Here is a 26,013-nt window from a genome sequence, read left to right as displayed (position 1 = left end):
ATGAAACCAGATAATATAGATACCCTTTTTAAATCGTTACAGGATGATTTTGATTTTGAAGTACCAAACGCATCTCATGAAGATCGTTTTCTGGCAAAATTAAAATCGCAATCCAAAACTGTAACACTAGAAAAGAAACATTATCCTTTCTTAAAACCATTACTGGCTGTTGCTGCCTCTATAGTCCTGTTAATTGTATTAACCTTTACTTTTAACCAGCAGAATACAACTAAAGACCTGGCAAGTGTTTCTCCTGAAATGGCTAAAACACAAAGCTTTTTTACGGCTACCATAGCTCAGGAATTAAAAACATTACAAAACGAAAATGCACCTGAGGTGCAACCCCTAATACAAGATGCTTTAAAGCAATTAAAAATTCTTGAAGACGATTATGAAAAACTAAAATTAGATTTAACTAAAAGTGGCGAAGATAAACGCGTAATCTATGCCATGATTACCAATTTCCAAAACAGAATTTCAATTCTGGAAGAAGTTTTAAAAACTATTGATACTGTAAAACAATTAAAAAACACATCTCATGAAAACAAAATTATCATATAAAATCGCTTGCTTCTTAATAGCCTTACCCCTGTTAGTCATGGCGCATACTTCGCCTTGGAATGGAAAGCACACCAAAGACAAGGTTATTAAAAGAGAGTTTAAAGTAGACAAAAACGCCAATTTAAGTGTAGATAACAGCTATGGTAACGTAGATGTTATAACCTGGAACGAAAACCGCATTGTATTCGAAATCACTATTACAACTAATGGTAATGATGCTGATAAAGTGCAAAACAAATTAGACGATATTACTGTAGAATTTGAATCTTCACCAAGTCAAGTTTCTGCTAAAACCATTTTCACAAAAAGTAAATCTAAATGGTGGAACTGGAATGGTGCAGATAATGTAAACATGAAGATTAACTATCTTATTAAAATGCCTATTACTAATAGTGTAAATCTAAGCAATGATTATGGTGCAATTAATCTGGACAAGCTGGAAGGACATGCCAAGATAAGCTGCGACTATGGAAAAATTACGACCAAAGAATTAATGGCCGACAACAATGAGATTCATTTCGATTACACCAAAAATTCTTATTTCGAGTATATTAAAAGTGGAAAAATAAATGCCGATTACAGTGAATTTACCGTTGCTAAAACCAAAGACCTGTTCATAAATGCGGACTACACTAAAAGTAAAGTTGAAATTGCCGAAAACGCAAGCTATAACTGCGATTATGGTAGTATGACCATAGACAAAGTTAACAATTTTAAAGGTGAAGGCGATTATCTGACTGTAGTAATAGGAGACGTTTACAAATCGGTAAATATAAATGCCGATTACGGTTCAATTAAAATTAAAAACATGACGGCAAATGCCAACAACATTTCGATAGACTCGGATTATGTAGGCATTAAAATTGGTTACGATCCAAACTATCACTTTAAGTTCGAACTCGATTTAGACTATGCCGATATCCGCGATCAGGACGATTTTCAATTCGATATTAAGCGCTCAGATTCCAGTGAAAAATATTACAAGGGGTATTATGGTAGTGCAAACACTTCCAACCTGATTAAAATAAATTCCGATTACGGTAGCATTTCATTTGTAAAAAACTAATCATCAACTCTATAAATCAATCAAAAAATGAAAACAACACACTTAAAAAAGGCCCTGGCGCTGCTTATAATAACAGCTACTTTAAATTCCTGTGCCCAATATGGAACAAATGGTATTAAAGGTTCGGGAAACATTATTACTGAAAACAGATCGACTGCTTCATACGATGGTGTTACCTGTACAGGCTCTATGGATTTTAAATTAATTAAAGGCATAGAAGGTCAACTTACAATTCAGGGGGAATCGAATCTTATACCATATATCATTACCGAAGTAAACAACAACGTACTTAAAGTAAAGGTTAAAGACGGTTACAGTATTAACCCTAGTAAAAATCATAATGTTATCGTAACCATACCGTTTGAAGATATTTCGGCTGTTTCTTTAACCGGCTCGGGCGATTTAACTACAGAAGATAAAATAACAGTTGACAAACTAAACGTATCCCTTACAGGGTCGGGAGATATTTCTTTAGCCCTTACTGCCATAACTACGGAATCTTCAATTACAGGGTCGGGAGATCTTACTCTAAAAGGAGAATCGGACAATTTACATGTTTCAGTTACGGGTTCTGGAGATTTTCACGGCTACGATTTAAACGCTAATAACACAGATGTATCTGTAACTGGTTCCGGAGATGCCGATGTTGTTAGTAACAACACTTTGAAAGGACGAGTTTCAGGTTCTGGCGATATTAGTTATAAAGGTCACCCGGAAAAAGAAGACACTAAAGTCATGGGATCCGGAAGTATCTCTTCGTACTAATTCAAACTATTATCCAACCATAAAAAAAGCTCCGTAACGGAGCTTTTTTCACTTCATATCTTTGGGCACTCTAAAGAGTAATACGATACCTATTAAGAAAAAGATAAACAGAAAGAGAATGGAATTTCTCATACTTCCTGTAATCTGATCGATACTTCCATAAATAAACATACCGATAACAATACCTATTTTTTCGGTTACATCAAAAAAACTAAAATAAGAAGTTGTATCCTTTGTTTCCGGTAAAAATTTAGAATATGTCGATCTGGACAAGGCCTGAATACCTCCCATAACCAGCCCAACAAACATAGCCGTTACATAAAACTGCATTGGTGTTTTCACAAAATACCCATACACACAAATGCTCATCCAGATAAAATTAACCACAATAAGTGTTTTTATATTTCCTATTTTAGAAGATACTCTGGATGTTAAAACTGCTCCTGCAATAGCCACAATCTGTATAACTAGTATGCTTCCTATAAGTCCCATAGTTTTTTCCTGCTCTCCACCCCAGTTTACTTCCTGTTCTCCAAAGTAAGTTGCCACAAGCATAATGGTCTGAACCGCCATACTATAGACAAAAAAGGCATACAAATACCGCTTTAATTTCAGGTTTTCACTTATAGCCTTTGCCACAAGTTTTAATTCTTTAAACCCATTTAACAAGACGCGCTTAGTTACCTTATGTCCGGTTTTTACTCCCTTAGGTAAATAATAATAGGTAAACTGACTAAAGATAATCCACCATAAACCCACCGTAATAAAAGAGTAACGCATGGCTTTCATAGCAGCCTCTCCTTCGGTTCCTGTAATTCCAAACCAATTTGGCTTTAATACCATTGCCAGATTTACAAGCAGTAAAATAACACTACCCAAATAACCTAATGAAAATCCTTTGGCACTAATACGATCCTGTTGCTCGGAAAATGCAATATCCGGTAAATAAGAATTGTAAAATACCAGGCTTCCCCAATAGCCAATTAATCCGAAAAAATAGAAAAACAGACTCATATAAATATAGTCCAGGCTAAACCAGTTTAACCCGATACAAGCTATACCGCCAGTATAACAAAAGAATTTCATAAATCCTTTTTTATTTCCAATATAATCGGCCACACCAGATAAGATCGGAGATATAAAAGCAATGACTAAAAAAGCAAAAGCTGTAACAAAGGAAATTAATGCCGTGTTTTTTACAGTAGTTCCAAATACATTTACATACAATTCGCCTTCGGCAAACAAAGCCCCATAAAAAATCGGGAAAATAGTAGAAGCAATGGTTAAGGTATAAACCGAATTCGCCCAGTCGTAAAATGCCCAGGCATTTAAAAGAGTTTTGTGGCCTTTAGGATAAGATTTCATTTATGGAAAGGTCAGATTAAAATCATTTTTAAAGAAAAGCGAATTATCAATTATTAAATTATTCGGTAAAACCAGTAACTCCAAATTTTTTAGCTTCAGCTCTTGCATTAGCTACCAAGGCACTCAACTGAGCAATTCTTGAACTATTAGAAGGGTGTGTACTTAAAAACTCCGGCGTATTACTACTTTCCATACGCTTCCATAATTCCGGAGCTACAGCAGGATCGTACCCTGCTATGGCCATTAATATAATTCCTATTCTATCAGCTTCTGCTTCGTGACTTCTGCTAAATGGCAGCATAGCTCCCACAGTGGAACCAACACCATAATACTGATTGAATAAGTCTCGACTTTCATCGTCTGTAATAGCAACATTTCCTGCGATTGCAATGCCCTGTTGTATATAAGCCGCACTCATACGTTGCTGCCCGTGGTTGGCTAAAGCGTGAGCTACTTCATGCCCCATAATGGCAGCAATGCCGGCATCTGTCTGGGCCACTGGTAAAATCCCAGTGTAAAACACTATTTTACCACCAGGCATACACCAGGCATTTTTTGTTTTATCTTCAATTAAATGATATTCCCATTGATATCCTTTTAAATAACCTTCATAACCGTTCGCATTTAGATAACGCTCTGCAGCTTTTGCTATGCGTTGCCCTACACGAGTTATTCGAGCAGCATCCTCAGTACCTTCAACTACTTTATTCTCTTTTAAAAATTCGTCGTATTGTTTAAATGACGCTGGAAAAAGCTGATCGTTAGACACTATAGCCATAGTTTGTTTTCCTGTAAAGGGATTGGTAGCACACCCTAAAGACATTAAGAAAACTAAGAAAAGAAGATAATTCGATTTAAGGTTCATGTATTTTATAATTTGTCTAAAAATACAAAACAAAGAAAATTAACCTAAACTCAAATCATTTTTTTATTATCGTAAGTAAATTCATAATAAACGACTATTACAGTAAACATTTAAACTTATGAAACTTCCTGTTCTACTTATTATGTGCTTCTGCTTATTCTCATGTCACAGTAAAGCACAACAACCTAAAAAAAGCACAACTTACGAGGTGTCAAAAACTGAAGCAGAATGGAAACAAATTCTTAGCCCCGAACAATATTACATTCTTAGAGAAGCTGGTACAGAAGCACCGTATTCCAGTGACTTAAACAAACAATACGCTTTGGGTACCTATTATTGCGCTGCCTGTAAAGCTCCGTTATTTAAGAGTAACAACAAATACGACTCTGGTTGTGGCTGGCCCAGTTTCGATCAGGAAATTCCCGGAGCTATAGCGTATTCTAAAGACAGTGATCCTATTTACGGTACCGAAGAACACTGCGCCAAATGCGGAAGTCATTTAGGTCATATTTTTAACGATGGACCAAAAAACACTACAGGAAAGCGTCACTGTATTAATGGAGATGCACTTATTTTCGAGCCGGCCAATTAATTATTATCCACTTTAAACTTCTTTTTATAAGGCCTTATAATTAAACGTGCCTCGCGATCGAATCGAATATAATTATAAACCCAGTTTACAAATACAACCATCCGGTTTCTGAAACCTATTAAAAAGAACAAATGCACAAACATCCAGACAAACCAGGCAAAAACACCCTGAAACTTATAATCTGGTAAATCTACAACAGCCTTATTCCGACCAATTGTCGCCATTGCTCCTTTATCCTTATAGGCAAAAGGAACCATTGGCTGCTGTTCTAATAAAAGCTTTATATTATCTCCCAACTGTTTACCTTGCTGAATAGCAGGTTGCGCCATCATAGGATATCCCTTTGGATGCTCTACGGTTTCCATCTGAGCAATATCTCCTATCGCAAAGATATAAGTATACCCGGGAAGCTGATTGAATTTATTTACCCTGATACGCTGATTTCTTGTACATAAATCTTCCGAATTCAGTCCTTTAATACCAGCGCCCTTAACTCCTGCTGCCCAGACCATAGTTTCCGTTTCGAATGACACATCGGTATTGGTTGTAACGGTTTTCCCATCATAACCTGTTACTCTAAGATTCTTCCAGACATTAACCCCAAGCTCCTCCAGAAAATCTTCAGCTTTTGCTGACGCAACTTCACTCATTTCCTTTAAAATTCTATCCCCGGACTGTATCAGATGAATTTGAGCCAATCGCGTATCTAAATCGGGATAGTCCTTGGGCAGTATCCCTTTCTTGATTTCTGCCAGTGCTCCGGCCAGTTCCACTCCTGTGGGGCCGGCTCCAACAATTACAAAGTTCATTAGTGCATTCCGTTCATTTAAATCGGCAGTAAGCAGCGCTTCTTCAAAATTCTCCAGTATCAGACTCCTAAGATTTAAAGATTGCGGTATGGTCTTCATTGCCATACTATGTGCTTCTATAGATGCATTACCGAAATAATTCGTCTCTGATCCTGAGGCTACAACCAAATAATCGAACTTTAAATCACCTATATTCGTAATAACATTCTTTTTCTCTGGTTCAATTTCCAAAACTTCAGCCAGCCTGAAATGAAAATTCTTATAGTCTTTTAATATTTTACGAATGGGATACGCTATAGAATCGGGCTCCAGGCCACCGGTAGATACCTGATATAATAAGGGTTGAAAATTATGGTAATTGTTTTTGTCCAGCAATACCACCTGCACCTCCAGTTTCGATAATTTTCTGGCCAGCGCTACGCCTGCAAATCCACCACCAATAATAACAATACGGGGATAACTAGTTCGGGATATATTCATATATAGGATCTTACAAAACAAATGTAGCAAAAGTTAATTTTTTATAGGCACTAAATTCTATATTCGAAATAGGTTTCGTAAATTCGTAGCTTTAAACGATTTAATAAATTGACATGAGTAAATACGATATTATTGTCCTTGGAAGTGGTCCCGGAGGCTACGTTACTGCTATTAGAGCATCCCAATTAGGGTTTAAAACTGCCATAGTTGAAAAAGAAAATTTAGGTGGTGTTTGTCTTAACTGGGGGTGTATACCGACAAAAGCCCTTTTAAAATCTGCTCAGGTTTTTGAATACTTAAAACATGCTGAAGATTACGGATTATCTGTAAAAGAATACGATAAAGACTTTAATGCTGTAGTAAAGCGTTCTCGCGGTGTTGCCGAAGGCATGAGTAAAGGTGTTCAATTTTTAATGAAAAAGAATAAAATTGATGTTATTAACGGTTACGGTACTTTAAAACCTGGTAAAAAGGTTGAAGTTGAAGGTACTGAATACAGCGCCGACCATATTATTATTGCTACGGGAGCGCGTTCTCGCGAATTACCAAGTTTACCACAGGACGGTAAAAAAGTGATAGGTTACCGTGAAGCCATGACCTTACCAAAACAACCAAAGAAAATGATTGTGGTTGGTTCTGGAGCTATTGGTGTTGAGTTTGCATATTTCTACAACTCTATGGGAACAGAAGTTACTATTGTAGAATTCTTGCCTAATGTAGTACCTGTAGAAGATGAAGACGTATCTAAACAATTAGAGCGCTCGTTTAAGAAAAACGGTATTAATATTATGACGTCTGCTGAAGTAACACAAGTTGATACATCTGGAGAAGGTGTTAAAGCAACTGTAAAAACTAAAAAAGGAGAAGAAATATTAGAAGCCGATATTATACTTTCAGCTGTTGGTATTAAAACCAATATTGAAAACATCGGACTTGAAGATGTTGGAATTGCTGTAGATCGCGATAAGATTTTAGTTAACGATTACTACCAGACTAACATTCCTGGATATTACGCCATTGGAGATGTTACGCCAGGACAAGCCTTAGCACACGTAGCGTCTGCTGAAGGAATTCTTTGTGTTGAAAAAATTGCAGGCATGCACGTGGAAGCTTTAGATTACGGAAACATCCCTGGTTGTACTTATGCTTCGCCTGAAATTGCAAGTGTTGGTTTAACCGAAAAACAGGCTAAAGAAAAAGGATATGAACTTAAAATTGGTAAGTTCCCATTCTCTGCTTCAGGTAAAGCTAGTGCCGGAGGAAACAAAGATGGTTTTGTTAAAGTAATTTTCGATGCTAAATACGGTGAATGGTTAGGTTGCCATATGATTGGTGCTGGTGTTACCGATATGATTGCTGAAGCTGTTTTAGGTCGTAAATTAGAAACTACAGGTCATGAAGTTTTAAAAGCAGTTCACCCACATCCAACAATGAGTGAAGCTGTAATGGAAGCTGTTGCTGATGCTTACGATGAAGTAATCCACCTATAAGATTATAACTCATTTTTCATATAAAAGAAGGTTCAAATTAATTGAACCTTCTTTTTTTATTTAAAAATTACAAACTTCGCTTTATTTGTGCAAACCTTTATTTGTTTCTACTTTTGAATAAAAAATAGAAACATGACTATTCAGGACATAATAAAAAACAGACGCTCTGTTTTTCCCGATCAATACAACAATACACCTGTAACTAAAGAAACCATCGAGCAACTATTACAGGCTGCAAACTGGGCTCCTACTCATAAAAAAACAGAACCATGGCGCTTTAAAGTCATTCAAGGCGAATCTCAAGAACGTCTGGGACATTTTCTTGCCGAAAAATTTAAAAACACCGAAGATAAATTTTCTGAGTTTAAATATAAAAAGCTACAAAATAACCCTAAAAAAGCAGGTGCTATAATCGCCATTTGCTTATCCAGAGATCCAGACGAAAGTATTCCGGAATGGGAAGAAATTGCCTCGGTTGCTATGGCTGTTCAAAACATGTGGCTTACGGCTACCAGTTTAAACCTTGGAGCATACTGGAGTTCGCCAGGTTTAATTCAGTATATGGATGAATTCTTCAACTTGCAACCTAACGAGAAATGTCTGGGCTTTTTCTATCTGGGCTATTACGACATTCCTTCACCGGAACGCATACCCGAACCAATAGAAGCTAAAGTAGAATGGTTATAATAAATAAAGCGCACTTATCTAACATAAATGCGCTTTTCTTTTCTTACGATATTTTATAAAAAACTCTGTATAGCCAATTCGTAACTCTGTAGTCCGAACCCCAGAATTACCCCTTTGGCGTGAGGGGAAATATAAGACTGATGGCGGAATTCCTCCCGACCGAAAGTATTTGAAATATGTACTTCTACTACCGGCGTTTCTATACCTTTTATGGCATCGCCTATACCGATAGAAGTATGCGTATATGCAGCTGCATTTAATATGATGCCATCATAATCGAAACCTACTTCATGTAATTTATCTATAAGTTCTCCCTCTATATTAGACTGATAATAGGATAATTCTACAGAACTGTATTTGGATTTAACCGTTTCAAAAAATTCTGTAAACGTTAGACTACCGTAAATCGCTGGCTCGCGCTTACCCAATAGGTTTAAATTGGGACCATTAATAATGATTATTTTTTTCATAAAGTAAAAATATAAAAATAGTCCAAACAAAAAGGATGGATTTACCACCTCAATCGTATTTTATATTTTAATGAATATTAATTGTACAGCCCAGATTTATGGCCGACCAGGTCCAGTAATCGGTAATTCCACTATAAGAAATATTCAATTGTAACATTTCGGAAACATTATACCCAAACATTGGCCGGTAATAAAATCCTCCATCCCAGTTATCGCTTAAACCAATGGCGTAACCAATATCTCCGCCAACGACAATCTGAGCTGTTAAACCATATCGGGTAGCAAAAGCTACTGGCAAATATCTGAAATCGGATCCATCATGAATTGGTCCCCAGAAATTACTGGTGTCCTTTCCAAAGTAAATTCCATACCCCGTTGCCAACCCCACGCCTATCGTTCTTGAAGCCTGAAAAATATAAGTCAGGTCCCCTAAAACTCCCACAGAAGTAACTTCATTAGCCCCATTAACCGGGAAAGATACACTGGCTCCAATATTTAAACCTGCCTGAACATTAAAACCAGGCATTTGCGCAAACCCGGCAGAAGAATTGGTTTCCAACATGGGACTACTTATAGTTCGATCTACAGTCTGAGAAAAAAAGGGATGCCCTACAAAAATTATAAAAACAAAAGTGAAGAAAGACGTTTTCATTTGGTAGCGATTTAATAGTGCATATTTAAACTTAGATTATTAAATATGAATTGGTTACTACATAAAAATACTATTTTAAAATTATATTCGCTGTGTATCTAAACAATTTATAGATTTGAATCGTTTAAATTTAAGCTCCAACTATCTAATTTATGAAATGGAATCAGGCCCTAAAGGACTATAGTTTATATTTAAAAATTGAACGCGGATTATCTGACAATTCCATAAACAGTTATGCTTTGGATGTAAAAAAACTAATCGTGTATTTGGAGGATAATAATGTGACTGTTTCACCTTTAGACATTTCCTCTGAACAACTTCAGGAGTTTATTTACACTAGTTCAAAACATTTAAACGCCAGATCTCAGGCGCGATTAATTTCGGGACTTAGAAGCTTTTTTGATTATCTTATTTTTGAAGATTACCGAACAACAAATCCTTTAGAGTTAATAGAATCACCTAAAATTGGCCGAAAACTCCCGGATACGTTATCAGAAAAAGAAATTGATTCTTTAATTGCAGCCATAGATTTATCTACACCCGAAGGAGAACGCAACCGAGCAATGCTGGAAACCCTTTACAGTTGCGGCTTGCGTGTAAGTGAATTGATTAATCTAAAGCTCTCCGATTTATTTTTTGACGAAGGTTTTATTAAAGTTACCGGTAAAGGCGACAAACAACGTTTTGTTCCCATTGTAGCATCAACTATAAAATATATTAATATCTACACCCAAGCTGTAAGACCCCATTTAAACATTCAATCAGGGCACGAGGATACCGTTTTTTTAAATCGCCGTGGAAAACAACTTACCAGAGCTATGATTTTTACAATTATAAAGCAACTGGCTGTAAAAATTAATTTAAACAAAACCATTTCGCCACACACCTTCAGGCATTCGTTTGCGACACATTTACTTCAAAACGAAGCCGATTTACGATCAATACAATTATTATTAGGACATGAAAGTATTACTACCACAGAAATTTATGTGCATTTGGATAAAAAGCATTTAACCGAAGTTGTGGAAAAATTTCATCCCAGAAAATAAAAAAAGGCCCGGAATATCCAGGCCTTTTAATTACTAATTACTCGAGCATACTAGCCTTTTAACCAAGCTTTACGCAATTCTACTTCTTTAGCTGTAGCATTAGGATTTGCCTTTAATACTTCTCCAGAGGTATAGCTTGGAGTTAATTTTGTTTTAACCTCCACTACTTCTCCATTTCTTAAAAGTTTCACATCGATATCCTGACCTGGCTGCCACATAAACATTTTCTGTAACATGTTATTCGCGTTTGTCATTGTAATCTCTTCTCCATCTATCGCCTTTATAACATCTTTAGGCAGTACACCTTGTTCTTTCCAAAAACTATTATCGTTCACTTTATCGCTAAAATAAATTGTTCTTGATACCGGATCGCCTTCCAGAATTAACTGTCCATTATTCATTAAATAATTAGTCTCAACCTTATCGCTTACCACTTCCAGACCTACTTTAGAAAAATAATCCTGATAATTAATAGGTGTAGTACCTACAACATAAGTATTTAAAAACGCTCCCACTTCAGGATAAGTCATAGCTGTAATTTCTTCAATTAAGCTATCGTCTTCAAACGGCTTATTTTTACCATATTTCTGAGACAACTCTTTCATTAAAGATAAAATACCGCGTTGCCCATTACTTTCCGCTCTCATAATAATATCGATACACATGCCTATTAAAGCTCCTTTTTGATACACATCGATGTAATTCTGAGCATAAGGTTCGTCTAAAATATTTTCACTCATTTTAGTAAAGCTCATAGTATCATCAAAACGATAAGACATCTGAATTTTCTCCATTAATTTACCATAAAACTGTTGTTCGCTAACAAGATCCTGATTTACCTGAAATAATGTTGCGAAATATTCAGTAACACCTTCATACATCCACAGATGTTTAGAGAAAGTTGGTTTATTATAATCAAAATAATGCACATCTTCCGAGTGTACACTTAACGGCGTTACGATGTGAAAGAATTCGTGAGATACCACATCAATCATACTTTCATCCAAAGCAGCTTCAGGCATAGATTCCTGTAACACAACCACCGTTGATGTATGATGTTCCAAAGCTCCAAATCCTTTTGGCTGGTCTTCTCCATCACCGGCTAAATACAGATAAATATCGTAACGTGGTGTACTGTTAATATCACCTAAGAATGTTTTTTGAGCACGCATCATTTTCTCCATAGTCTCACGAAGCTTTTTAGCCGTATGCACTTTGGTTGGAGAATACACACTTAAAACGATTTTAATATCACCAACCTGAAATTCTTCAACATCCAGATTTCCATACATCATCGGATTATCGGTAATATCGAAATATCTGTCTGCTTCGTAACGCGTAGTTACTTTTGTCCCATCTTCGCTTTTAGTTTCTTTAACCGTATGCAATGCAGAAGTACGCTTAAAATCTACAGGAGCTGTAACATCTAAAGTGTATTGATTATTTTTTAATGAATCGAAATATCCGATAAACCCGTGAAGATTTAATACATAATTATCCGGTTGGATATTAGTTCCTGAAGGCGAAAAAGGCTGCTCTCCTCCAATTCCACCAACGGCTTCTATATCGAAAGTATCATTTACATCGTAAGTAATATAATCCAGGTCTTCAGCATTGGCTATAGTCCAGGAATTTGTATCTAATTTAGAAGTAGTAAGTTCTTCTCCTTTGTAATTATAAGCCTTGAAATCGTCTATATATTTACCAAAATCACTTACAGAATACGTCCCCTGTACTACCCGAGGTAATCTATAAATTACCGTATCAACAGTAAATCGTCCCGGATTAATGGTAACCGGCGCTTTATCGTTAATTACTTTGGTTAAGTCTATTGCGGTTACTATTGGTGTGTTTACAGCCAGATCGTTTTTCGAAGCTGTTTTAGAAGAGCCACAACTTGCAAGCACCAAACTTGCAAATGCCAAGGCTAAAAATTGATTTTTCATTATTTAGTTATAGTTTTTATACCATTCGACTGTCAAAGTTACAATCTGTTACAGAATATTAAATATAAGTTTTTGTTAAAGAATTTCCCAAAAAGCTGTACTTATCGACATTTTTAATATTTAGCCCTCAATTCTATTTGCAATTATTATATTTGACAAACATAATTATAAGAATGCAGTTTAAACATCCAGAACTTCTTTACGCCTTAGTTTTACTTGTTATTCCTATTATTATTCACCTGTTTCAACTCCGAAAATTTAAAAAAGAAGATTTTACCAATGTCGCTTTTTTAAAAAAAGTAGTACTGCAAACCCGTAAAAGTTCCCAATTAAAAAAATGGTTAACACTTTTAGCAAGAATACTCTTGTTAGCTTGTATTATTTTAGCCTTTGCGCAACCCATTAGTTCTAAAACCAATGTAAATTCTGCGCCTAAAGAAACTGTAATTTATCTGGACAATTCTTTTAGTTTACAGCAAAAAGGCCCGCAAGGTCCCTTGTTAAAACGAGCAGTACAGGATTTAATTTCTCAAGCCGACTACGAAACTCCGATTTCCTTAGTTACCAATAACCAGATATTTAAAAACACAACTTTAAAAACCATTAAAAACGATTTAATAGCTCTGGATTATTCACCTGAACCTCTGGATTATAATGCAGCTTTGTTAAAATGTAAATCCCTGTTTAGTAAAGACAATAACAAACAGAAGGAAATTATTTTTATTTCAGACTTTCAACAACAACCATCACCCTTTAGCACCGATAAGGAGGCATATTCCGGCATAACATTAATTCCTTTAAAACCAGCTAACTCAAATAATATTGCAATAGATTCTCTGTATTTAAAGCCAGTAAATACCTTGAATTCAGAATTAATAGTTAGCCTGAAAAACTATGGAATTCCTGTCGACAACCTGTCTATCGCACTTTATAATAGCGATAAACTAATGGCGAAAACAGCAGTATCGATTAAAGATGAAGCTAAAGCAACGTTTACCATAAATAATAAACAAAGCTTAAATGGAAAACTCGTAATTGAAGATTCCGGTTTACAATTCGATAATACCATGTATTTTAATTTAAATACACCTTCGAAAATTAATGTATTAAGCATAACAGCGGCAGACGATTCGTATTTAAAACGCATTTTTACAGAAGATGAATTTAAATTTTCTTCCAGCACGTTGAATCAGCTTAATTATAATACAATTCATCAGCAACATACCATCGTGCTAAACGAGTTGAACGACCTCCCGCAAACACTTATTAATGTCTTAACTACCTTTATAAATGAAGGCGGCAATCTTATTGTTATTCCGTCTCTAAAGGTCGATTTAAGTTCTTACAATCAGTTTTTAAACCAATACAATACCCGCCTAAATCCGGCCATTACTTCAGATAAATTAATTACTACCATTAATTTCAGCCATCCTTTATACAAAAATGATGTCTTCGAAAAACAGGTTAAAAACTTTCAATATCCTAAGGTTAATTTATTTTACCCTGTTTATGGAACACTGGCAACTTCAGCCCTAAGTTTTGAAGATGGCAATCCGTTTTTGAGTCAGATTAATACAAATGTTTATCTGTTCTCTGCACCAATAAACAAAGACAACTCAAATTTTAAAAACTGGGCTTTAATTGTACCAACCTTTTATAAAATTGCGGTTAACAGCTTAAAACAACCACGATTATTTTATACCGTGGGCACAAGCAACAGCTTTGATGTGGAAACCACATTGGGACAGGACCAGATTCTGTCTATTTCAAATGCTTCAGAACATTTTATATCACAACAACAATACTTTAATAATAAAGTTACGATTAAGACCAGCGAACGCCCTGAACACGCAGGAATTTACGAGGTAAAAAACAAAGATTCGGTTATAAAAACCATTAGTTTTAACTATAATCGGTCTGAAAGTAAACTGATTTACGATGATGTTCAGAATATTAAAAATGTTACCATAGAAAATTCGATTACATCCCTATTCGACAATTTAAAAAGTGATACAAAAGTTAATGAGCTATGGAAATGGTTTCTTATTTTTGCATTAGCTTTTTTGATTATAGAAATGCTCATCTTAAAATATTTTAAATGAACGTACTTATAAAATCTGCAACCATTATTGATGCTAAAAGTGAATTTCACAATCAGACACTGGATGTATTAATAGAAAACGGCAGTATTTCTGAAATTGGAAAATCCTTAAAAAATCCAAACAATTACACCGAAATAGTTTTAGATAATCTGCACATCTCACAAGGTTGGTTCGATAGTAGTGTAAGCTTTGGAGAACCCGGTTTTGAAGATAGAGAAACGATTTCAAACGGATTAAGGACCGCTGCCTATTCCGGATTTACTACAGTGGCTATGAATGCCAACAGTCATCCTGTAATCGATAGCAGCAGTGATGTTACATTCGTAAGCAGTCGCGCCGCCAATAATGCTGTTAAGCTTTTGCCTTTGGGGGCTTTAACCCGAGACAGTGAAGGTGTAGATTTAGCTGAATTGTACGATATGAAAACAGCAGGAGCCGTGGCCTTTTACGATTACAAGCACGCCATTGGTAATGCCAACCTAATGAAAATTGCCTTACAGTATGCCGCTAATTTTAATGGTTTAGTATGCTCATTCCCTCAGGATAATAAAATAGCCGGTAAGGGTGTTATGAACGAACATATTACCAGCACTACTTTAGGTCTAAAAGGTATACCTGCACTGGCAGAAGAACTTCAGGTGGCAAGAGATTTGTTTTTACTGGAATATACAGGAAGTAAACTTCATATTCCAACTATTTCCACTGCCAAATCGGTTGCTTTAATTCGTGAAGCAAAAGCTAAAAAACTGGATATTACCTGTAGTGTAGCTATCCATAACCTTTGTTTAAACGATGATGTTTTAACCGATTTTAACACACATTATAAAGTACTTCCGCCTTTAAGAATTCAAAGCGATATAGATGCCTTAATTGAAGGTGTTAAAGATGGCACTATAGATATGGTTACCAGCGACCACAACCCGCTTAACATAGAAGAAAAGAAAGTTGAATTTGACTATGCCGCTTACGGAACTATAGGCCTGGAAAGTGCTTTTGGAGCATTGCAGACCGTATTTACCTTAAAGAAAACCATTGAAGTTTTAACTCAGGGTAAATCCCGTTTCGGAAGAGAAAACATTGCTATAAAAGTTGGTAATCCTGCTGATATAACTTTATTTAATCCGGATACTAAATATACCTTTAGTGCTTCAGATATTACCTCAAAATCTAAAAACGCTATTTTTGAAGGCCTGAATTTAAAAGGAAAAACCTACGGTATTATTAACAATAATCAATTGGTTTTAAAATAACAGACCATGACAGATCAAACAGTAAAAGAAGGCAAAACCTGGGCCATTGTTAGCCATTTAACTTTTGTGGGCTTAATAATTGCTATTATAATGAACAGCGAAAAACGAAACCCGTTTACTTCGTTTTACAATCGACAAATGCTGGGTTTAATCATAATGTTGTTCATCTCTCAAATTACCGATAAATATATAAACGGTACTTTAGGGTACGCCCTTTGGGTTATTTCTGCCGTGGGTTGGTTATTTTCTTTTATCCACATTATAAAAGGCGAAACAAAACTATTACCTTACGTAGGTGAGAAATTTCAGGAATGGTTTAGAAATATTCATTAATGACAGACTTAAGTTTACACCACATTACGCGTCCATCTAGTTTAAAAGAAAACGCGCCCTTATTACTCATGTTTCATGGTTACGGCAGCGACGAGAACGATTTATATTCATTCGCTTCAGAATTACCCGAAGAACTCTATATTATTTCGGTAAGAGCGCCCTACCCTATGCAACCTTATGGTAATGCCTGGTACGCTATTAATTTTGATGCTGAAAAAGGAAAATGGAACGATAATGAGCAAGCCAGACAATCTCGTGACCTTATTGTTACCTTTTTAGATGAAGTAATAAACTCCTACCCTGTAAACCCGGATAATGTTACCTTGTTGGGCTTTAGCCAGGGTAGTATTTTAAGTTATGCCGTTGCACTAACCTATCCGGAAAAAGTTAATAATATTATTGCTTTAAGTGGCTATATAAATACCGATATCATTCCGGATAATCATAATCCGGAAGATTACAGCCACTTGCATTTTTTCTGTTCGCACGGTAATGTAGATCAGGTTATTCCTGTAGAATGGGCAAGACAATCTCCCGAATTACTGAAAGCATTACATATTAAATACGAATACCACGAATATCCTGTAGGGCACGGTGTGGCACCACAGAATTTTTACGATTTCAGATCCTGGTTATCTAAGTTAATTTAATACTTACTGTAAAGGATACAGTAATGAATCAATAACTTCAAAACGTATCTCAGTCTGACTTTCCACCTCGTATTTAATTAATAATTCGCCCCAGAAAATACCATCGGAGAAATCGCAGATTAACCATTTATGGTTTAAAAGTTTTATAGAATTCACAAGCATGGTTTTTCCTTCATTAGCGGCATAAGGAATTAAAGGATTTCCTCCTTTTTCTGTGTTTTGCTTATATATTTCATCTTTTATAAATGGAATAAGTGCGTTTACATCGTATCCCTTATTTTCAAGATAAGTATAGGCATCTTCGTTGTTTTCAATATTGAAATACGACATTTCAAACACCTTATCCTGTAAGGTCTGAATAGAATCATTTAGCGTTTCCGTATTTTCTCTACATGCTGTTATTGTTTTTAAGTCGTCCTCAAACACGTTTTTGGAGTTTACGTACTGAAACAAAATAAGGAGTAAAGAAAAAATAAACAAGTACATAAAAATTCGTTGTTTCATGGTATAGTGATTTGTAGGTTATCGTATGCTAAATTAATATTTGACGGTAAGGTTTTCTGTACTACCTCATGAAAGCCCAACAGATGACTTATATGGGTTAAATACGCTGTTTCTGGCTGAACTTTATCAATAAAATCCAAAGCTTCTTTTAAATTAAAATGAGAAATATGTGGGTCTATACGCAAGGCATTAACCACCAGAACCTTCACTCCTTTAAGCTTTTCTATTTCTGAAGATTCAAGCGTTTTCATGTCTGTTAAGTAGGCAAAATCACCAAATCTAAAACCAAAAACCTGTAGTTTATAGTGCATGCCATTTATTGGCACAACCTCTATATTACCAAGAGTAAAAGGTTCATTCCTGATTATCTTCTCATTAACACTCGGTGCTCCGGGATATTTATTCTCCGTTTCAAAAATATAATCAAATCGGGTTTCAAGTGCCTTTAAAACACGTTCGTGGCCATAAATATCAATATTTCCTTGCCTGAAAAAAAACGGTCGAATATCGTCTAAGCCAGCAGTATGGTCGGCGTGTTCGTGCGTAAACAAAATGCCATCTAATTTAGTAACGCCAGCCGTAAGCATCTGTTGTCTAAAATCAGGGCCACAATCTACCACAAAAGTAAAGTCATCCCACTCCACCAACACCGAAACTCTTAAACGTTTGTCTTTGGGATCCGTACTTAAACAAACCGGGTGATTACTCCCTATAATCGGAATGCCCTGAGATGTCCCTGTACCTAAAAAAGTGATTTTCAAAAGCGTAAAGATTTAATACAAATTTAGACTAATCTTTTTGTCAAGTAGGCGAATTTAATACCTTTGTACCTTACATACAAATCTACATTTTAAGATGGAAATCACCCTTAAAGGAGATAAAAAATTTGAAGATATTCCTTCGTTAAAAACGAAAGCACTTCGAATAAACCTTAATGAAAACATTTACGGTACGTTTGCAGAGATTGGTGCAGGTCAGGAAACAGTACGTCAGTTTTTCAGAGCAGGTGGTGCTTCGGGGACTATTGCAAAAGCAATGTCTGCTTACGACAAGGATTTTAGTGATGCCGTTTATGGTGCAGAAGATGATGGCCGCTACGTTACCGAAGCGCGTTTAAAAAAAATGCTTAATCATGAAATTAGGCTAATTGAAGAACGTATTTCCAGAGAAAAACACCCTAATAAGATGTTCTTCTCCTACGCCAATACAGTAACTACTATAGATTTTGCCAAACAGTATAAAGGGCATGGTTGGGTAGGTTTACGTTATCAGGTTGAACCAGACCAGGAATACAACGAAATTATTTTACACCTTCGTTTTAAAGAGAACGATGCGCGATTACAACAGGAAACCTTAGGAATATTAGGAACCAATCTTATTTACGGCGCCTTTTATAAGTATAATGAACCTAAAAAGCTTTTACGCTATTTATACGACCACTTGCATAAAGATCAATTAGAAATTGATACTATAAACTTTTCAGGTCCCGTTTTTGAAGATGTAGACAATAGATTAATGAGTTTACAACTGGTTAAAAATGGTATGACCGACGCGGTAATGTTTGACCCGGATGGAAACAACGTTTTACCAGCCCGAATTTTATACAAAAAAAACATTTTAGCTTTACGTGGTAGTTTCAGACCAGTAACTAAGGTAAATATGGACATGTTTCACAAATCGTACGACATGTTTATTAAAGAAAATAAGGTGGATAAAAACAACACCAAAGTTATTTTCGAAATTACCTTATCCAATTTACGTGCTGAAGGTGAGATTGACGAACAGGATTTTATGGATCGAGCCAAATTACTGTGTTCACTGGGGCAAACCGTACTAATTTCGAATTTCCAGGAGTACTATAAACTGGTAGAATACTTCTCCCAGTACTCTAAAAACCGTATGGGATTAGCCATGGGCGTAAATAACCTGGTAGATATTTTTGACGAGAAATACTATCGCCATTTAAGTGGTGGTATTCTTGAAGCCTTTGGTAAACTGTTCTTTAAAGATCTTCGTGTTTACCTTTATCCAATGCTGGATGAAAATGGTAACCTTATGAATAGTGAAAACCTAAAGGTTCATCCACGTATGAAAGAATTATATAAATTCTTTAAATACAATGGTAAAGTGGTTGATATTACAGATTACGATCCTTCGGTGCTCTCTGTGTTCTCCAGAGAAGTGCTTAAAAAGATTGCCTGCAACGAACAAGGCTGGGAAACCATGTTACCTGAAGGTATCTCTAAATTAATTAAACAAAAAAGCCTTTTTGGTTGCGAAACCGAAGAAAGTCTGCTCGATTAGAGCATAGAAAAACAAGTAAAAGAAAACAGCCGGTTATATATTATTTATAACCGGCTGTTTTTTACCACCATATTTAAATATACTTAAGTCTATTGCTTATCTAAAATTTGACTGGCATGCTCTTTAGTTTTCACCTTACTTATTACCTCTTCAATAGTACCATTTTCATCAATCACAAAAGTAGTTCTGTGGATACCATCGTACTCACGGCCCATAAATTTCTTTGGTCCCCATACTCCAAAAGCTTCAATAACCTTTTTATCTTCATCGGCTAATAAGGGAAACGGAAATTCATTTTTAATTTTAAAATTACTTTGTCTTTTTGCGCTATCGGCACTAACACCTAAAATATCATAATTTAAAGCTTGAAAACGCTGATAGTTATCTCTTAAATTACAGGCTTCAGTCGTGCAGCCCGGAGTACTGGCTTTAGGGTAGAAAAACACCACTAATTTTTTGCCTTTATAGTCGTTTAAAGAAATAGTATTTCCATCCTGATCTTTAGCTTCGAAATTTGGAGCCTTATCTCCTGCTTTTAAAGTCGTCATATTTATTAAATTTGTCCAAAAATACAATAATGACAAAACAAGAAAAAGTAGAGTTTGTTATAAATACCTTAAAAGCGTTATATCCGGAAATTCCTGTTCCTTTAGACCATAAAGATCCTTATACCCTATTAATAGCCGTATTAATGTCTGCTCAAAGCACAGATGTTCGTGTTAACCAGATTACACCTTTGCTGTTTGAAAAAGCCGACAATCCCTACGATATGGTAAAACTAACGGTAGAAGAAATTCGTGACATTATAAAACCTGTTGGTCTATCGCCAATGAAAAGTAAAGGCATCCACGGTTTATCACAAATATTAATCGAAAAATATAATGGAGAAGTCCCTCAAACTTACGAAGCTTTAGAATCCTTACCTGCTGTAGGGCATAAAACAGCAGCCGTAGTATTGTCGCAGGCCTTTGGCATACCTGCATTTCCCGTAGACACACATATACAGCGTTTAATGTATCGCTGGAATTTAAGTAGTGGTAAAAATGTGGTTCAAACCGAAAAAGATGCAAAACGCTTATTTCCTAAAGAATTGTGGAACGATTTGCACTTACAGATAATCTGGTATGGGCGTGAATATTCACCAGCGAGAGGCTGGGATTTAGATAAAGATATTATAACTAAAACTATTGGTAGAAAGTCTGAAATCGACAAATATTATAAGCAAAAAAAATCCTGATCGATAGATCAGGATAGCTTTTAGTCAATTTAGAATTATTTTAATCTTATCCGTCTTAGCATGCATAACATGTAATGCTTTGGAATAATTAAGCAAAAATTTTATAGTTTCTGCTTTTGGGTTTAAATCAATGTCACTTGATGTCTCAGAGTAAAGTTTCGCCATTTATAACAGTTTAGTAATGTTTCTATTATAACGGCACTTAATTGCTTTTATTGTTTAATTAGTTAAAACTATATTATGTTTTTCAATTATTTTTCTCATGTTAATTAATGCATAACGCATTCTCCCCAGTGCCGTATTAATACTCACCCCGGTTTTATCAGAAATTTCTTTAAAACTCATATCGTTATACATACGCATTAAAATCACTTCTTTCTGGTCTTCCGGTAATTCCTCTATTAATTTTCTGATATCGGCTTCTACCTGATTCTTTATAATTTGCTTTTCAGCATTTAAAGAAGAATCGCTTAAAATAGAGAAAATACTAAACTCCCCGGAATTGTCGAATTTAGGCATACGATTGTTCTTTCTAAAATAATCTATTACGAGATTATGGGCTATACGCATCACCCAGGGAATAAACTTCCCTTCTTCATTATAATTTCCAAGTTTAAGGGTATTTATTACTTTAATAAAGGTGTCCTGAAAAATATCTTCAGCTACATCTTTATCATATACTTTAGAATAAATAAAGCTATAAATCTTGTGCTTATGCCTTAAAATTAAAGTTTCTAAAGCCTGTTCGTTTCCTTTTATATAATTGCTTACTAATACAGCATCTGAGATAAGTTCGTTTTGCATAATCATTACTTTTAGACCAAGAAGGCGCACCTTCTTAACTGGGGTTAACATGTGTTTAAAAGTAATGTTGCTTTATAGGCTGTATCGGTTTGGTTATAACGTATTAGAATCCAAATATAAAAAGATTATGATACAAAACACAATCTTTCATTTATATTTTTTTTAACAATTTTATGGATGACAATCTATTTTTACAGCTGAAATACTTGTGTTATCTTTGAAAATTATACCTGAATACGACTATGAAAACCAATATTTCTGAAGTAAATCCAAAAGAAAACATCATTATAAAAGGTGCCAAACTGCACAATCTTAAAAATATTGATGTCGTGATTCCGCGGAACAAATTGGTCGTTATTACCGGACTTTCCGGTTCCGGTAAATCCAGTCTGGCTTTCGACACGCTTTATGCTGAAGGACAACGCCGTTATGTCGAGAGTTTATCCAGTTATGCCCGACAATTTTTAGGGCGATTAAACAAACCTAAAGTCGATTTTATTAAAGGTATAGCTCCGGCTATAGCCATTGAACAAAAGGTTAATTCTACCAATCCACGGTCTACCGTAGGTACAACAACAGAAATTTACGACTATCTCAAATTATTATATGCCCGTATTGGAAAGACCTTCTCACCCGTTACCGGAAATGAAGTTAAGAAAGACACCGTTACAGATGTTATTAATTATGTAAAAGAATTTACGGAAGGTGATAAATTATTGTTACTATCTCCTATTATACTGGAAGAAGGACGTGATATTATTGAAAAACTTAATACGCTTAAACAACAAGGTTATGCCCGTGTAAAACTTAATGATGACGTTTTACGTATTGAAGAGGTTGAAGATACTTTGGATACCACAGCCATTGCGTTGGTAGTAGACCGAATTATTTTTAGGGATAATGAAGATTTTTACAATCGTCTTGCTGATGCCGTACAAACTGCATTTTTTGAAGGTAAAGGTACCTGTAGTATCCTTTCACTAAATGATAACAAGAAACGAGAATTCAGTAATCAATTTGAATTGGACGGCATGTCCTTTTTGGAACCCAACGTGCATCTTTTTAGTTTTAACAATCCGTATGGCGCCTGCCCAAGCTGCGAAGGATATGGTGATATTGTTGGTATAGACGACGATCTGGTTGTACCTAACACAGCGCTTTCCATTTTCGAAAATGCCATTTTTCCATGGCGAGGAGAAAGCATGAGCTGGTATCGCGATCAGCTAGTAAATAATTCTCATAAATTCGATTTTCCTATACACAAGCCTTATTTTCAGTTAAGTGACACTCAAAAACAACTCATCTGGGACGGAAATCAATATTTTGAAGGCCTAAGCAGTTTCTTTGCCGAACTGGAAGCCAAAGCCTATAAAATTCAAAATCGCGTGATGTTATCGCGTTACCGCGGGAAAACCAAATGTAAAACCTGCCAGGGTAAACGCCTGCGTAAAGAAGCCAGTTATGTAAAGGTTGGCGGTAAAACCATTACCGACTTGGTAGAATTGCCACTGGATAAATTGGCTGATTTTTTTAAAAACATTCAGTTAAACGAGAATGACACTAAAATTGCAAACAGATTATTAAAGGAAATTAACAGCCGCTTAGAATTTCTTGCCAATGTAGGACTAAATTATTTAACTATTAACAGACGCTCCAATACCCTCTCTGGAGGAGAAAGTCAGCGTATTAATTTAGCTACCTCCCTGGGAAGTAGCTTGGTTGGGTCTATGTATATACTGGACGAACCTAGTATAGGCTTACACCCCAAAGATACAGAACGACTTATTGGCGTTTTAAAAGCTTTACGGGATTTAGGTAATACAGTAATTGTAGTAGAACACGATGAAGATATCATGCAGGCCGCCGATGAAATTATAGATATAGGTCCCGAAGCTGGTACTTTTGGAGGTGAAGTTGTAGCCGCTGGTAGTTACGATGCCATATTAAAATCAGATTCTCTAACTGCTAAATACTTAAATGGCAATTTAGAGATTAAAGTGCCTGAAACGAGAAAAACGTCAAAATATCACATTGATATTACCGGTGCGAGGGAACATAATTTAAAACAGGTCGATGTTAGTTTTCCGTTAAATATGTTAACTGTAGTTACAGGTGTTTCCGGTAGTGGAAAAAGTACTTTGGTAAAGAAAATTTTATATCCGGCTATCCAAAAGGAATTAACAGGTTTTGGAGACAAACCGGGACAATTTACTGCCTTATCTGGCAATTTCAGTACTATTAAACACATAGAATATATCGATCAGAATCCTATAGGACGTTCATCACGGTCTAATCCGGTGACCTACGTAAAGGCATACGACGATATCCGAAATTTATTCGCCAATCAGAAATTAAGTAAAATAAGAGATTATAAAGCCAAACACTTTTCTTTTAATGTAGATGGCGGTCGATGCGAAACCTGTAAAGGTGAAGGAGAAGTTACTATAGAAATGCAGTTTATGGCCGATGTACATTTGCAATGTGAAACCTGCAACGGTAAACGTTTTAAAAAGGAAGTATTAGAAGTTACGTTTGAAAATCAATCTATCGACGATGTATTAAACATGACTATCGATGAAGCTATAGCCTTTTTCAACCAGCACAAACAAAAAAAAATTAAAGAAAAACTTCAACCACTTCAGGATGTTGGTTTAGGGTATGTCACTTTAGGGCAAAGTTCTTCCACGCTATCAGGAGGTGAAGCGCAGCGTATAAAACTAGCTACTTTTCTCGGTAAAGGTACCACTAAGGAAAAAGCCTTATTTATTTTCGACGAACCTACTACCGGACTACATTTTCACGATATTCAGAAATTATTAAAATCATTCAGAGCCTTAATAGATAAAGGACATTCCATAATTGTTGTAGAACACAATCTGGAACTTATTAAATGTGCCGACCACATTATAGACCTTGGTCCGGGTGGCGGTGAATACGGAGGAGAAATTGTAGCTTATGGTACACCAGAAGAACTGGTAAAAAATAAAAACAGCGTAACAGCCAAATACCTTAAAGCAAAACTTTAAAACTTTTAATAAAACATAAAAGCTGCTACGGCAAGAATTACAAAAGCCATGGGTATTACCAATAAAGCATACAAAGTACTAACAAATCCCACTTTAAAAAAGCTTGAAAATAGTCCTGATTTATAAAACTTTAATACCGCCAGATATAAATAAACAAAAGACAGTAGTGTAATAACAGTATAAATAATATTAGGCAGTTTTATAAAAAAATGGAGTATTGTAAACAGGCTCAACAATACAAAAAGAAAGGAAAAATAGTACAAACTAAACACCAGATGTACAGCAAAGACTCCTTTTCTAAAATACACGAGCTTTAACAACAAGGCAAAAATTGGAAGTAAAATAAACAGGGAAATAGGAATGTAATTATAAAAGGTTTCCAGAATAGACCCTCCGCTTTTATATTTATACAATTTATAAAGTTGTCCGTAAAACTTACGCTGAAACCAACTCGCGTCGTCTTTCATCCCCAAAGCCTTCAAGACTTCAATTTCCGGAGCGTTATGAGCAATTAAAGAATCAACCTTTTTATTTTCTAATTTTAAATCATTATAATCAGTTACAGGTGTTATGGTGTCTCCAATCGCTACCACATTAAAATTTGAATTTCCTATCTGAACGGTTTCTCTGGGTTTGTGATCTTTGGGTGTCGTAACCGCTTCCTTTTTTAATACCTTATCAAAATTGGTTTCCTGTTTTCGTACTTCAAATGAAAACAGAAAAAAGAAAACTAAACTTGCGAACAAATAAAACTGAGCAGGATGCAGATACAATAAACGCTTACCTTCTACAAATTTTGAGGGTAAAAATCCAGGTCTTACTAATAATGGGAAAAAACTTTTAAAAAACCGGGCATCTACAGAAAAATAATTATGTATCGTATTTTTAAACAATACTCCAACTGTTAAACCTTCATTGCTTTTCTGCCCACAGTTTGGACAATAATTAAAAGAAGAATCGAAAATATACTCACAATTATTACAGGTCTTACTCATTGTAAAATTAA

General features: G+C 35.4%; 25 protein-coding genes. 14 read left to right on the top strand and 11 right to left on the bottom strand.

The features are described from left to right. The 3 genes from I3217_RS01305 to I3217_RS01295 are packed head-to-tail and all read left to right on the top strand — an operon-like array spanning position 1 to position 2,392. On the top strand, positions 1-561 hold the full coding sequence (locus I3217_RS01305; RefSeq protein WP_435047916.1) for a hypothetical protein: 561 nt from the start codon (positions 1-3) through the stop codon (positions 559-561). Continuing rightward, on the top strand, positions 539-1,627 hold the full coding sequence (locus I3217_RS01300; protein ID WP_435047915.1) for a hypothetical protein: 1,089 nt from the start codon (positions 539-541) through the stop codon (positions 1,625-1,627). Before I3217_RS01305 ends, I3217_RS01300 begins: the two co-directional genes overlap by 23 nt. Before the next feature lie 27 nt (positions 1,628-1,654). Further along, positions 1,655-2,392, top strand: a complete 738-nt coding sequence (locus I3217_RS01295) for a head GIN domain-containing protein (protein ID WP_435047914.1) — start codon at positions 1,655-1,657, stop codon at positions 2,390-2,392. A 48-nt stretch (positions 2,393-2,440) separates the two neighbouring features. On the opposite strand, the gene I3217_RS01290 is transcribed toward I3217_RS01295, so the two are convergent. Together I3217_RS01290 and I3217_RS01285 are read right to left on the bottom strand one after the other, a co-directional pair. Beyond that, on the bottom strand, positions 2,441-3,757 hold the full coding sequence (locus tag I3217_RS01290; RefSeq protein WP_435047913.1) for an MFS transporter: 1,317 nt from the start codon (positions 3,755-3,757) through the stop codon (positions 2,441-2,443). Between the two features lie 58 nt (positions 3,758-3,815). After that, entirely contained in the window at positions 3,816-4,622 is an 807-nt protein-coding gene (locus I3217_RS01285; RefSeq protein ID WP_435047912.1) for a M48 family metallopeptidase, read from the bottom strand. 118 nt (positions 4,623-4,740) lie between these two features. Between I3217_RS01285 and msrB the strand changes: the two genes are divergently transcribed. Next, on the top strand, positions 4,741-5,214 hold the full coding sequence (gene msrB / locus I3217_RS01280; protein ID WP_435047911.1) for a peptide-methionine (R)-S-oxide reductase MsrB: 474 nt from the start codon (positions 4,741-4,743) through the stop codon (positions 5,212-5,214). Here msrB and I3217_RS01275 read toward each other — a convergent pair. Next, on the bottom strand, positions 5,211-6,503 hold the full coding sequence (locus I3217_RS01275) for an NAD(P)/FAD-dependent oxidoreductase (RefSeq protein ID WP_435047910.1): 1,293 nt from the start codon (positions 6,501-6,503) through the stop codon (positions 5,211-5,213). The genes msrB and I3217_RS01275 overlap by 4 nt on opposite strands. 113 nt (positions 6,504-6,616) lie before the next feature. Between I3217_RS01275 and lpdA the strand changes: the two genes are divergently transcribed. Continuing rightward, positions 6,617-7,993, top strand: a complete 1,377-nt coding sequence (gene lpdA, locus I3217_RS01270) for a dihydrolipoyl dehydrogenase (protein ID WP_435047909.1) — start codon at positions 6,617-6,619, stop codon at positions 7,991-7,993. A 132-nt stretch (positions 7,994-8,125) separates the two neighbouring features. Next, positions 8,126-8,680, top strand: a complete 555-nt coding sequence (locus I3217_RS01265; protein ID WP_435047908.1) for a nitroreductase family protein — start codon at positions 8,126-8,128, stop codon at positions 8,678-8,680. A gap of 53 nt (positions 8,681-8,733) precedes the next feature. Here the strand turns inward: I3217_RS01265 and aroQ are convergent, their stop codons facing one another. Further along, positions 8,734-9,150 (bottom strand): type II 3-dehydroquinate dehydratase, encoded by a 417-nt coding sequence (gene aroQ / locus I3217_RS01260; RefSeq protein ID WP_435047907.1) that lies wholly within the window; start codon positions 9,148-9,150, stop codon positions 8,734-8,736. Positions 9,151-9,217: 67 nt separating this feature from the next. Further along, positions 9,218-9,802, bottom strand: coding sequence for a hypothetical protein (locus tag I3217_RS01255; protein WP_435047906.1), 585 nt, complete (start codon positions 9,800-9,802; stop codon positions 9,218-9,220). A gap of 152 nt (positions 9,803-9,954) precedes the next feature. On the opposite strand from I3217_RS01255, the gene xerD reads away from it, so the two are divergent. Beyond that, positions 9,955-10,851: a site-specific tyrosine recombinase XerD gene (gene xerD / locus I3217_RS01250; RefSeq protein WP_435047905.1), complete on the top strand. Its 897-nt coding sequence runs from the start codon at positions 9,955-9,957 to the stop codon at positions 10,849-10,851. 50 nt (positions 10,852-10,901) lie between these two features. Here xerD and I3217_RS01245 read toward each other — a convergent pair whose 3' ends face one another. Beyond that, on the bottom strand, positions 10,902-12,797 hold the full coding sequence (locus I3217_RS01245; RefSeq protein ID WP_435047904.1) for a peptidase M61: 1,896 nt from the start codon (positions 12,795-12,797) through the stop codon (positions 10,902-10,904). Between the two features lie 173 nt (positions 12,798-12,970). Here I3217_RS01245 and I3217_RS01240 point away from each other — a divergent pair, with 173 nt between their 5' ends. Genes I3217_RS01240 through I3217_RS01225 form a run of 4 tightly spaced genes read left to right on the top strand, consistent with a single transcriptional unit; the run spans position 12,971 to position 17,132 of the window. After that, complete coding sequence (locus I3217_RS01240; protein WP_435047903.1) at positions 12,971-14,899, top strand: BatA domain-containing protein; 1,929 nt, start codon at positions 12,971-12,973, stop codon at positions 14,897-14,899. Then, positions 14,896-16,149 carry a dihydroorotase gene (locus I3217_RS01235; RefSeq protein ID WP_435047902.1) on the top strand — a complete coding sequence of 418 codons (1,254 nt, stop codon included), beginning with the start codon at positions 14,896-14,898 and terminating at the stop codon, positions 16,147-16,149. The genes I3217_RS01240 and I3217_RS01235 overlap by 4 nt, the downstream gene beginning before the upstream one ends. Positions 16,150-16,155: 6 nt before the next feature. After that, on the top strand, positions 16,156-16,482 hold the full coding sequence (locus I3217_RS01230; protein WP_435047901.1) for a hypothetical protein: 327 nt from the start codon (positions 16,156-16,158) through the stop codon (positions 16,480-16,482). Beyond that, on the top strand, positions 16,482-17,132 hold the full coding sequence (locus I3217_RS01225; protein ID WP_435047900.1) for an alpha/beta hydrolase: 651 nt from the start codon (positions 16,482-16,484) through the stop codon (positions 17,130-17,132). The genes I3217_RS01230 and I3217_RS01225 overlap by 1 nt, the downstream gene beginning before the upstream one ends. A 3-nt stretch (positions 17,133-17,135) precedes the next feature. Here the strand turns inward: I3217_RS01225 and I3217_RS01220 are convergent, their stop codons facing one another. Both I3217_RS01220 and I3217_RS01215 read right to left on the bottom strand, forming a co-directional pair. Continuing rightward, entirely contained in the window at positions 17,136-17,636 is a 501-nt protein-coding gene (locus tag I3217_RS01220; RefSeq protein WP_435047899.1) for a hydrolase, read from the bottom strand. Beyond that, a complete protein-coding gene (locus tag I3217_RS01215) occupies positions 17,633-18,397 on the bottom strand; it encodes an MBL fold metallo-hydrolase (protein WP_435047898.1) in 765 nt (254 codons plus the stop codon). The genes I3217_RS01220 and I3217_RS01215 overlap by 4 nt, the downstream gene beginning before the upstream one ends. Positions 18,398-18,491: 94 nt before the next feature. Here I3217_RS01215 and I3217_RS01210 point away from each other — a divergent pair, with 94 nt between their 5' ends. Beyond that, positions 18,492-19,940, top strand: coding sequence for a TonB-dependent receptor (locus I3217_RS01210; RefSeq protein WP_435047897.1), 1,449 nt, complete (start codon positions 18,492-18,494; stop codon positions 19,938-19,940). Positions 19,941-20,029: 89 nt separating this feature from the next. Here I3217_RS01210 and bcp read toward each other — a convergent pair whose 3' ends face one another. Then, positions 20,030-20,488 (bottom strand): thioredoxin-dependent thiol peroxidase, encoded by a 459-nt coding sequence (gene bcp, locus I3217_RS01205; RefSeq protein ID WP_435047896.1) that lies wholly within the window; start codon positions 20,486-20,488, stop codon positions 20,030-20,032. 29 nt (positions 20,489-20,517) lie between these two features. On the opposite strand from bcp, the gene I3217_RS01200 reads away from it, so the two are divergent. After that, complete coding sequence (locus I3217_RS01200; protein WP_435047895.1) at positions 20,518-21,177, top strand: endonuclease III domain-containing protein; 660 nt, start codon at positions 20,518-20,520, stop codon at positions 21,175-21,177. 219 nt (positions 21,178-21,396) lie between these two features. Here the strand turns inward: I3217_RS01200 and I3217_RS01195 are convergent, their stop codons facing one another. After that, a complete protein-coding gene (locus tag I3217_RS01195) occupies positions 21,397-21,981 on the bottom strand; it encodes an RNA polymerase sigma factor (protein WP_435047894.1) in 585 nt (194 codons plus the stop codon). Between the two features lie 242 nt (positions 21,982-22,223). Between I3217_RS01195 and uvrA the strand changes: the two genes are divergently transcribed. Continuing rightward, positions 22,224-25,007 carry an excinuclease ABC subunit UvrA gene (gene uvrA, locus I3217_RS01190; protein ID WP_435047893.1) on the top strand — a complete coding sequence of 928 codons (2,784 nt, stop codon included), beginning with the start codon at positions 22,224-22,226 and terminating at the stop codon, positions 25,005-25,007. Between the two features lie 5 nt (positions 25,008-25,012). Here uvrA and I3217_RS01185 read toward each other — a convergent pair whose 3' ends face one another. Further along, positions 25,013-26,002 (bottom strand): DUF3667 domain-containing protein, encoded by a 990-nt coding sequence (locus tag I3217_RS01185; RefSeq protein ID WP_435047892.1) that lies wholly within the window; start codon positions 26,000-26,002, stop codon positions 25,013-25,015. Positions 26,003-26,013: the final 11 nt, after the last annotated feature.

The organism is Formosa sp. S-31 (assembly GCF_051172795.1).
GTDB lineage: Bacteria > Bacteroidota > Bacteroidia > Flavobacteriales > Flavobacteriaceae > Formosa.
This window is presented reverse-complemented; position numbering and strand designations above follow the sequence as displayed.

Coding starts and splice junctions, on each gene's coding strand:
- uvrA (WP_435047893.1), top strand. CDS start 22,224: ATGAAAACCAATATTTCTGAAGTAAATCCAAAAGAAAACATCATTATA.
- I3217_RS01295 (WP_435047914.1), top strand. CDS start 1,655: ATGAAAACAACACACTTAAAAAAGGCCCTGGCGCTGCTTATAATAACA.
- xerD (WP_435047905.1), top strand. CDS start 9,955: ATGAAATGGAATCAGGCCCTAAAGGACTATAGTTTATATTTAAAAATT.
- msrB (WP_435047911.1), top strand. CDS start 4,741: ATGAAACTTCCTGTTCTACTTATTATGTGCTTCTGCTTATTCTCATGT.
- bcp (WP_435047896.1), bottom strand. CDS start 20,488: ATGACGACTTTAAAAGCAGGAGATAAGGCTCCAAATTTCGAAGCTAAA.
- I3217_RS01235 (WP_435047902.1), top strand. CDS start 14,896: ATGAACGTACTTATAAAATCTGCAACCATTATTGATGCTAAAAGTGAA.
- I3217_RS01220 (WP_435047899.1), bottom strand. CDS start 17,636: ATGAAACAACGAATTTTTATGTACTTGTTTATTTTTTCTTTACTCCTT.
- I3217_RS01275 (WP_435047910.1), bottom strand. CDS start 6,503: ATGAATATATCCCGAACTAGTTATCCCCGTATTGTTATTATTGGTGGT.
- lpdA (WP_435047909.1), top strand. CDS start 6,617: ATGAGTAAATACGATATTATTGTCCTTGGAAGTGGTCCCGGAGGCTAC.
- I3217_RS01265 (WP_435047908.1), top strand. CDS start 8,126: ATGACTATTCAGGACATAATAAAAAACAGACGCTCTGTTTTTCCCGAT.
- I3217_RS01255 (WP_435047906.1), bottom strand. CDS start 9,802: ATGAAAACGTCTTTCTTCACTTTTGTTTTTATAATTTTTGTAGGGCAT.
- I3217_RS01185 (WP_435047892.1), bottom strand. CDS start 26,002: ATGAGTAAGACCTGTAATAATTGTGAGTATATTTTCGATTCTTCTTTT.
- I3217_RS01200 (WP_435047895.1), top strand. CDS start 20,518: ATGACAAAACAAGAAAAAGTAGAGTTTGTTATAAATACCTTAAAAGCG.
- I3217_RS01305 (WP_435047916.1), top strand. CDS start 1: ATGAAACCAGATAATATAGATACCCTTTTTAAATCGTTACAGGATGAT.
- I3217_RS01245 (WP_435047904.1), bottom strand. CDS start 12,797: ATGAAAAATCAATTTTTAGCCTTGGCATTTGCAAGTTTGGTGCTTGCA.
- I3217_RS01195 (WP_435047894.1), bottom strand. CDS start 21,981: ATGCAAAACGAACTTATCTCAGATGCTGTATTAGTAAGCAATTATATA.
- I3217_RS01240 (WP_435047903.1), top strand. CDS start 12,971: ATGCAGTTTAAACATCCAGAACTTCTTTACGCCTTAGTTTTACTTGTT.
- I3217_RS01225 (WP_435047900.1), top strand. CDS start 16,482: ATGACAGACTTAAGTTTACACCACATTACGCGTCCATCTAGTTTAAAA.
- aroQ (WP_435047907.1), bottom strand. CDS start 9,150: ATGAAAAAAATAATCATTATTAATGGTCCCAATTTAAACCTATTGGGT.
- I3217_RS01300 (WP_435047915.1), top strand. CDS start 539: ATGAAAACAAAATTATCATATAAAATCGCTTGCTTCTTAATAGCCTTA.
- I3217_RS01290 (WP_435047913.1), bottom strand. CDS start 3,757: ATGAAATCTTATCCTAAAGGCCACAAAACTCTTTTAAATGCCTGGGCA.
- I3217_RS01285 (WP_435047912.1), bottom strand. CDS start 4,622: ATGAACCTTAAATCGAATTATCTTCTTTTCTTAGTTTTCTTAATGTCT.
- I3217_RS01230 (WP_435047901.1), top strand. CDS start 16,156: ATGACAGATCAAACAGTAAAAGAAGGCAAAACCTGGGCCATTGTTAGC.
- I3217_RS01210 (WP_435047897.1), top strand. CDS start 18,492: ATGGAAATCACCCTTAAAGGAGATAAAAAATTTGAAGATATTCCTTCG.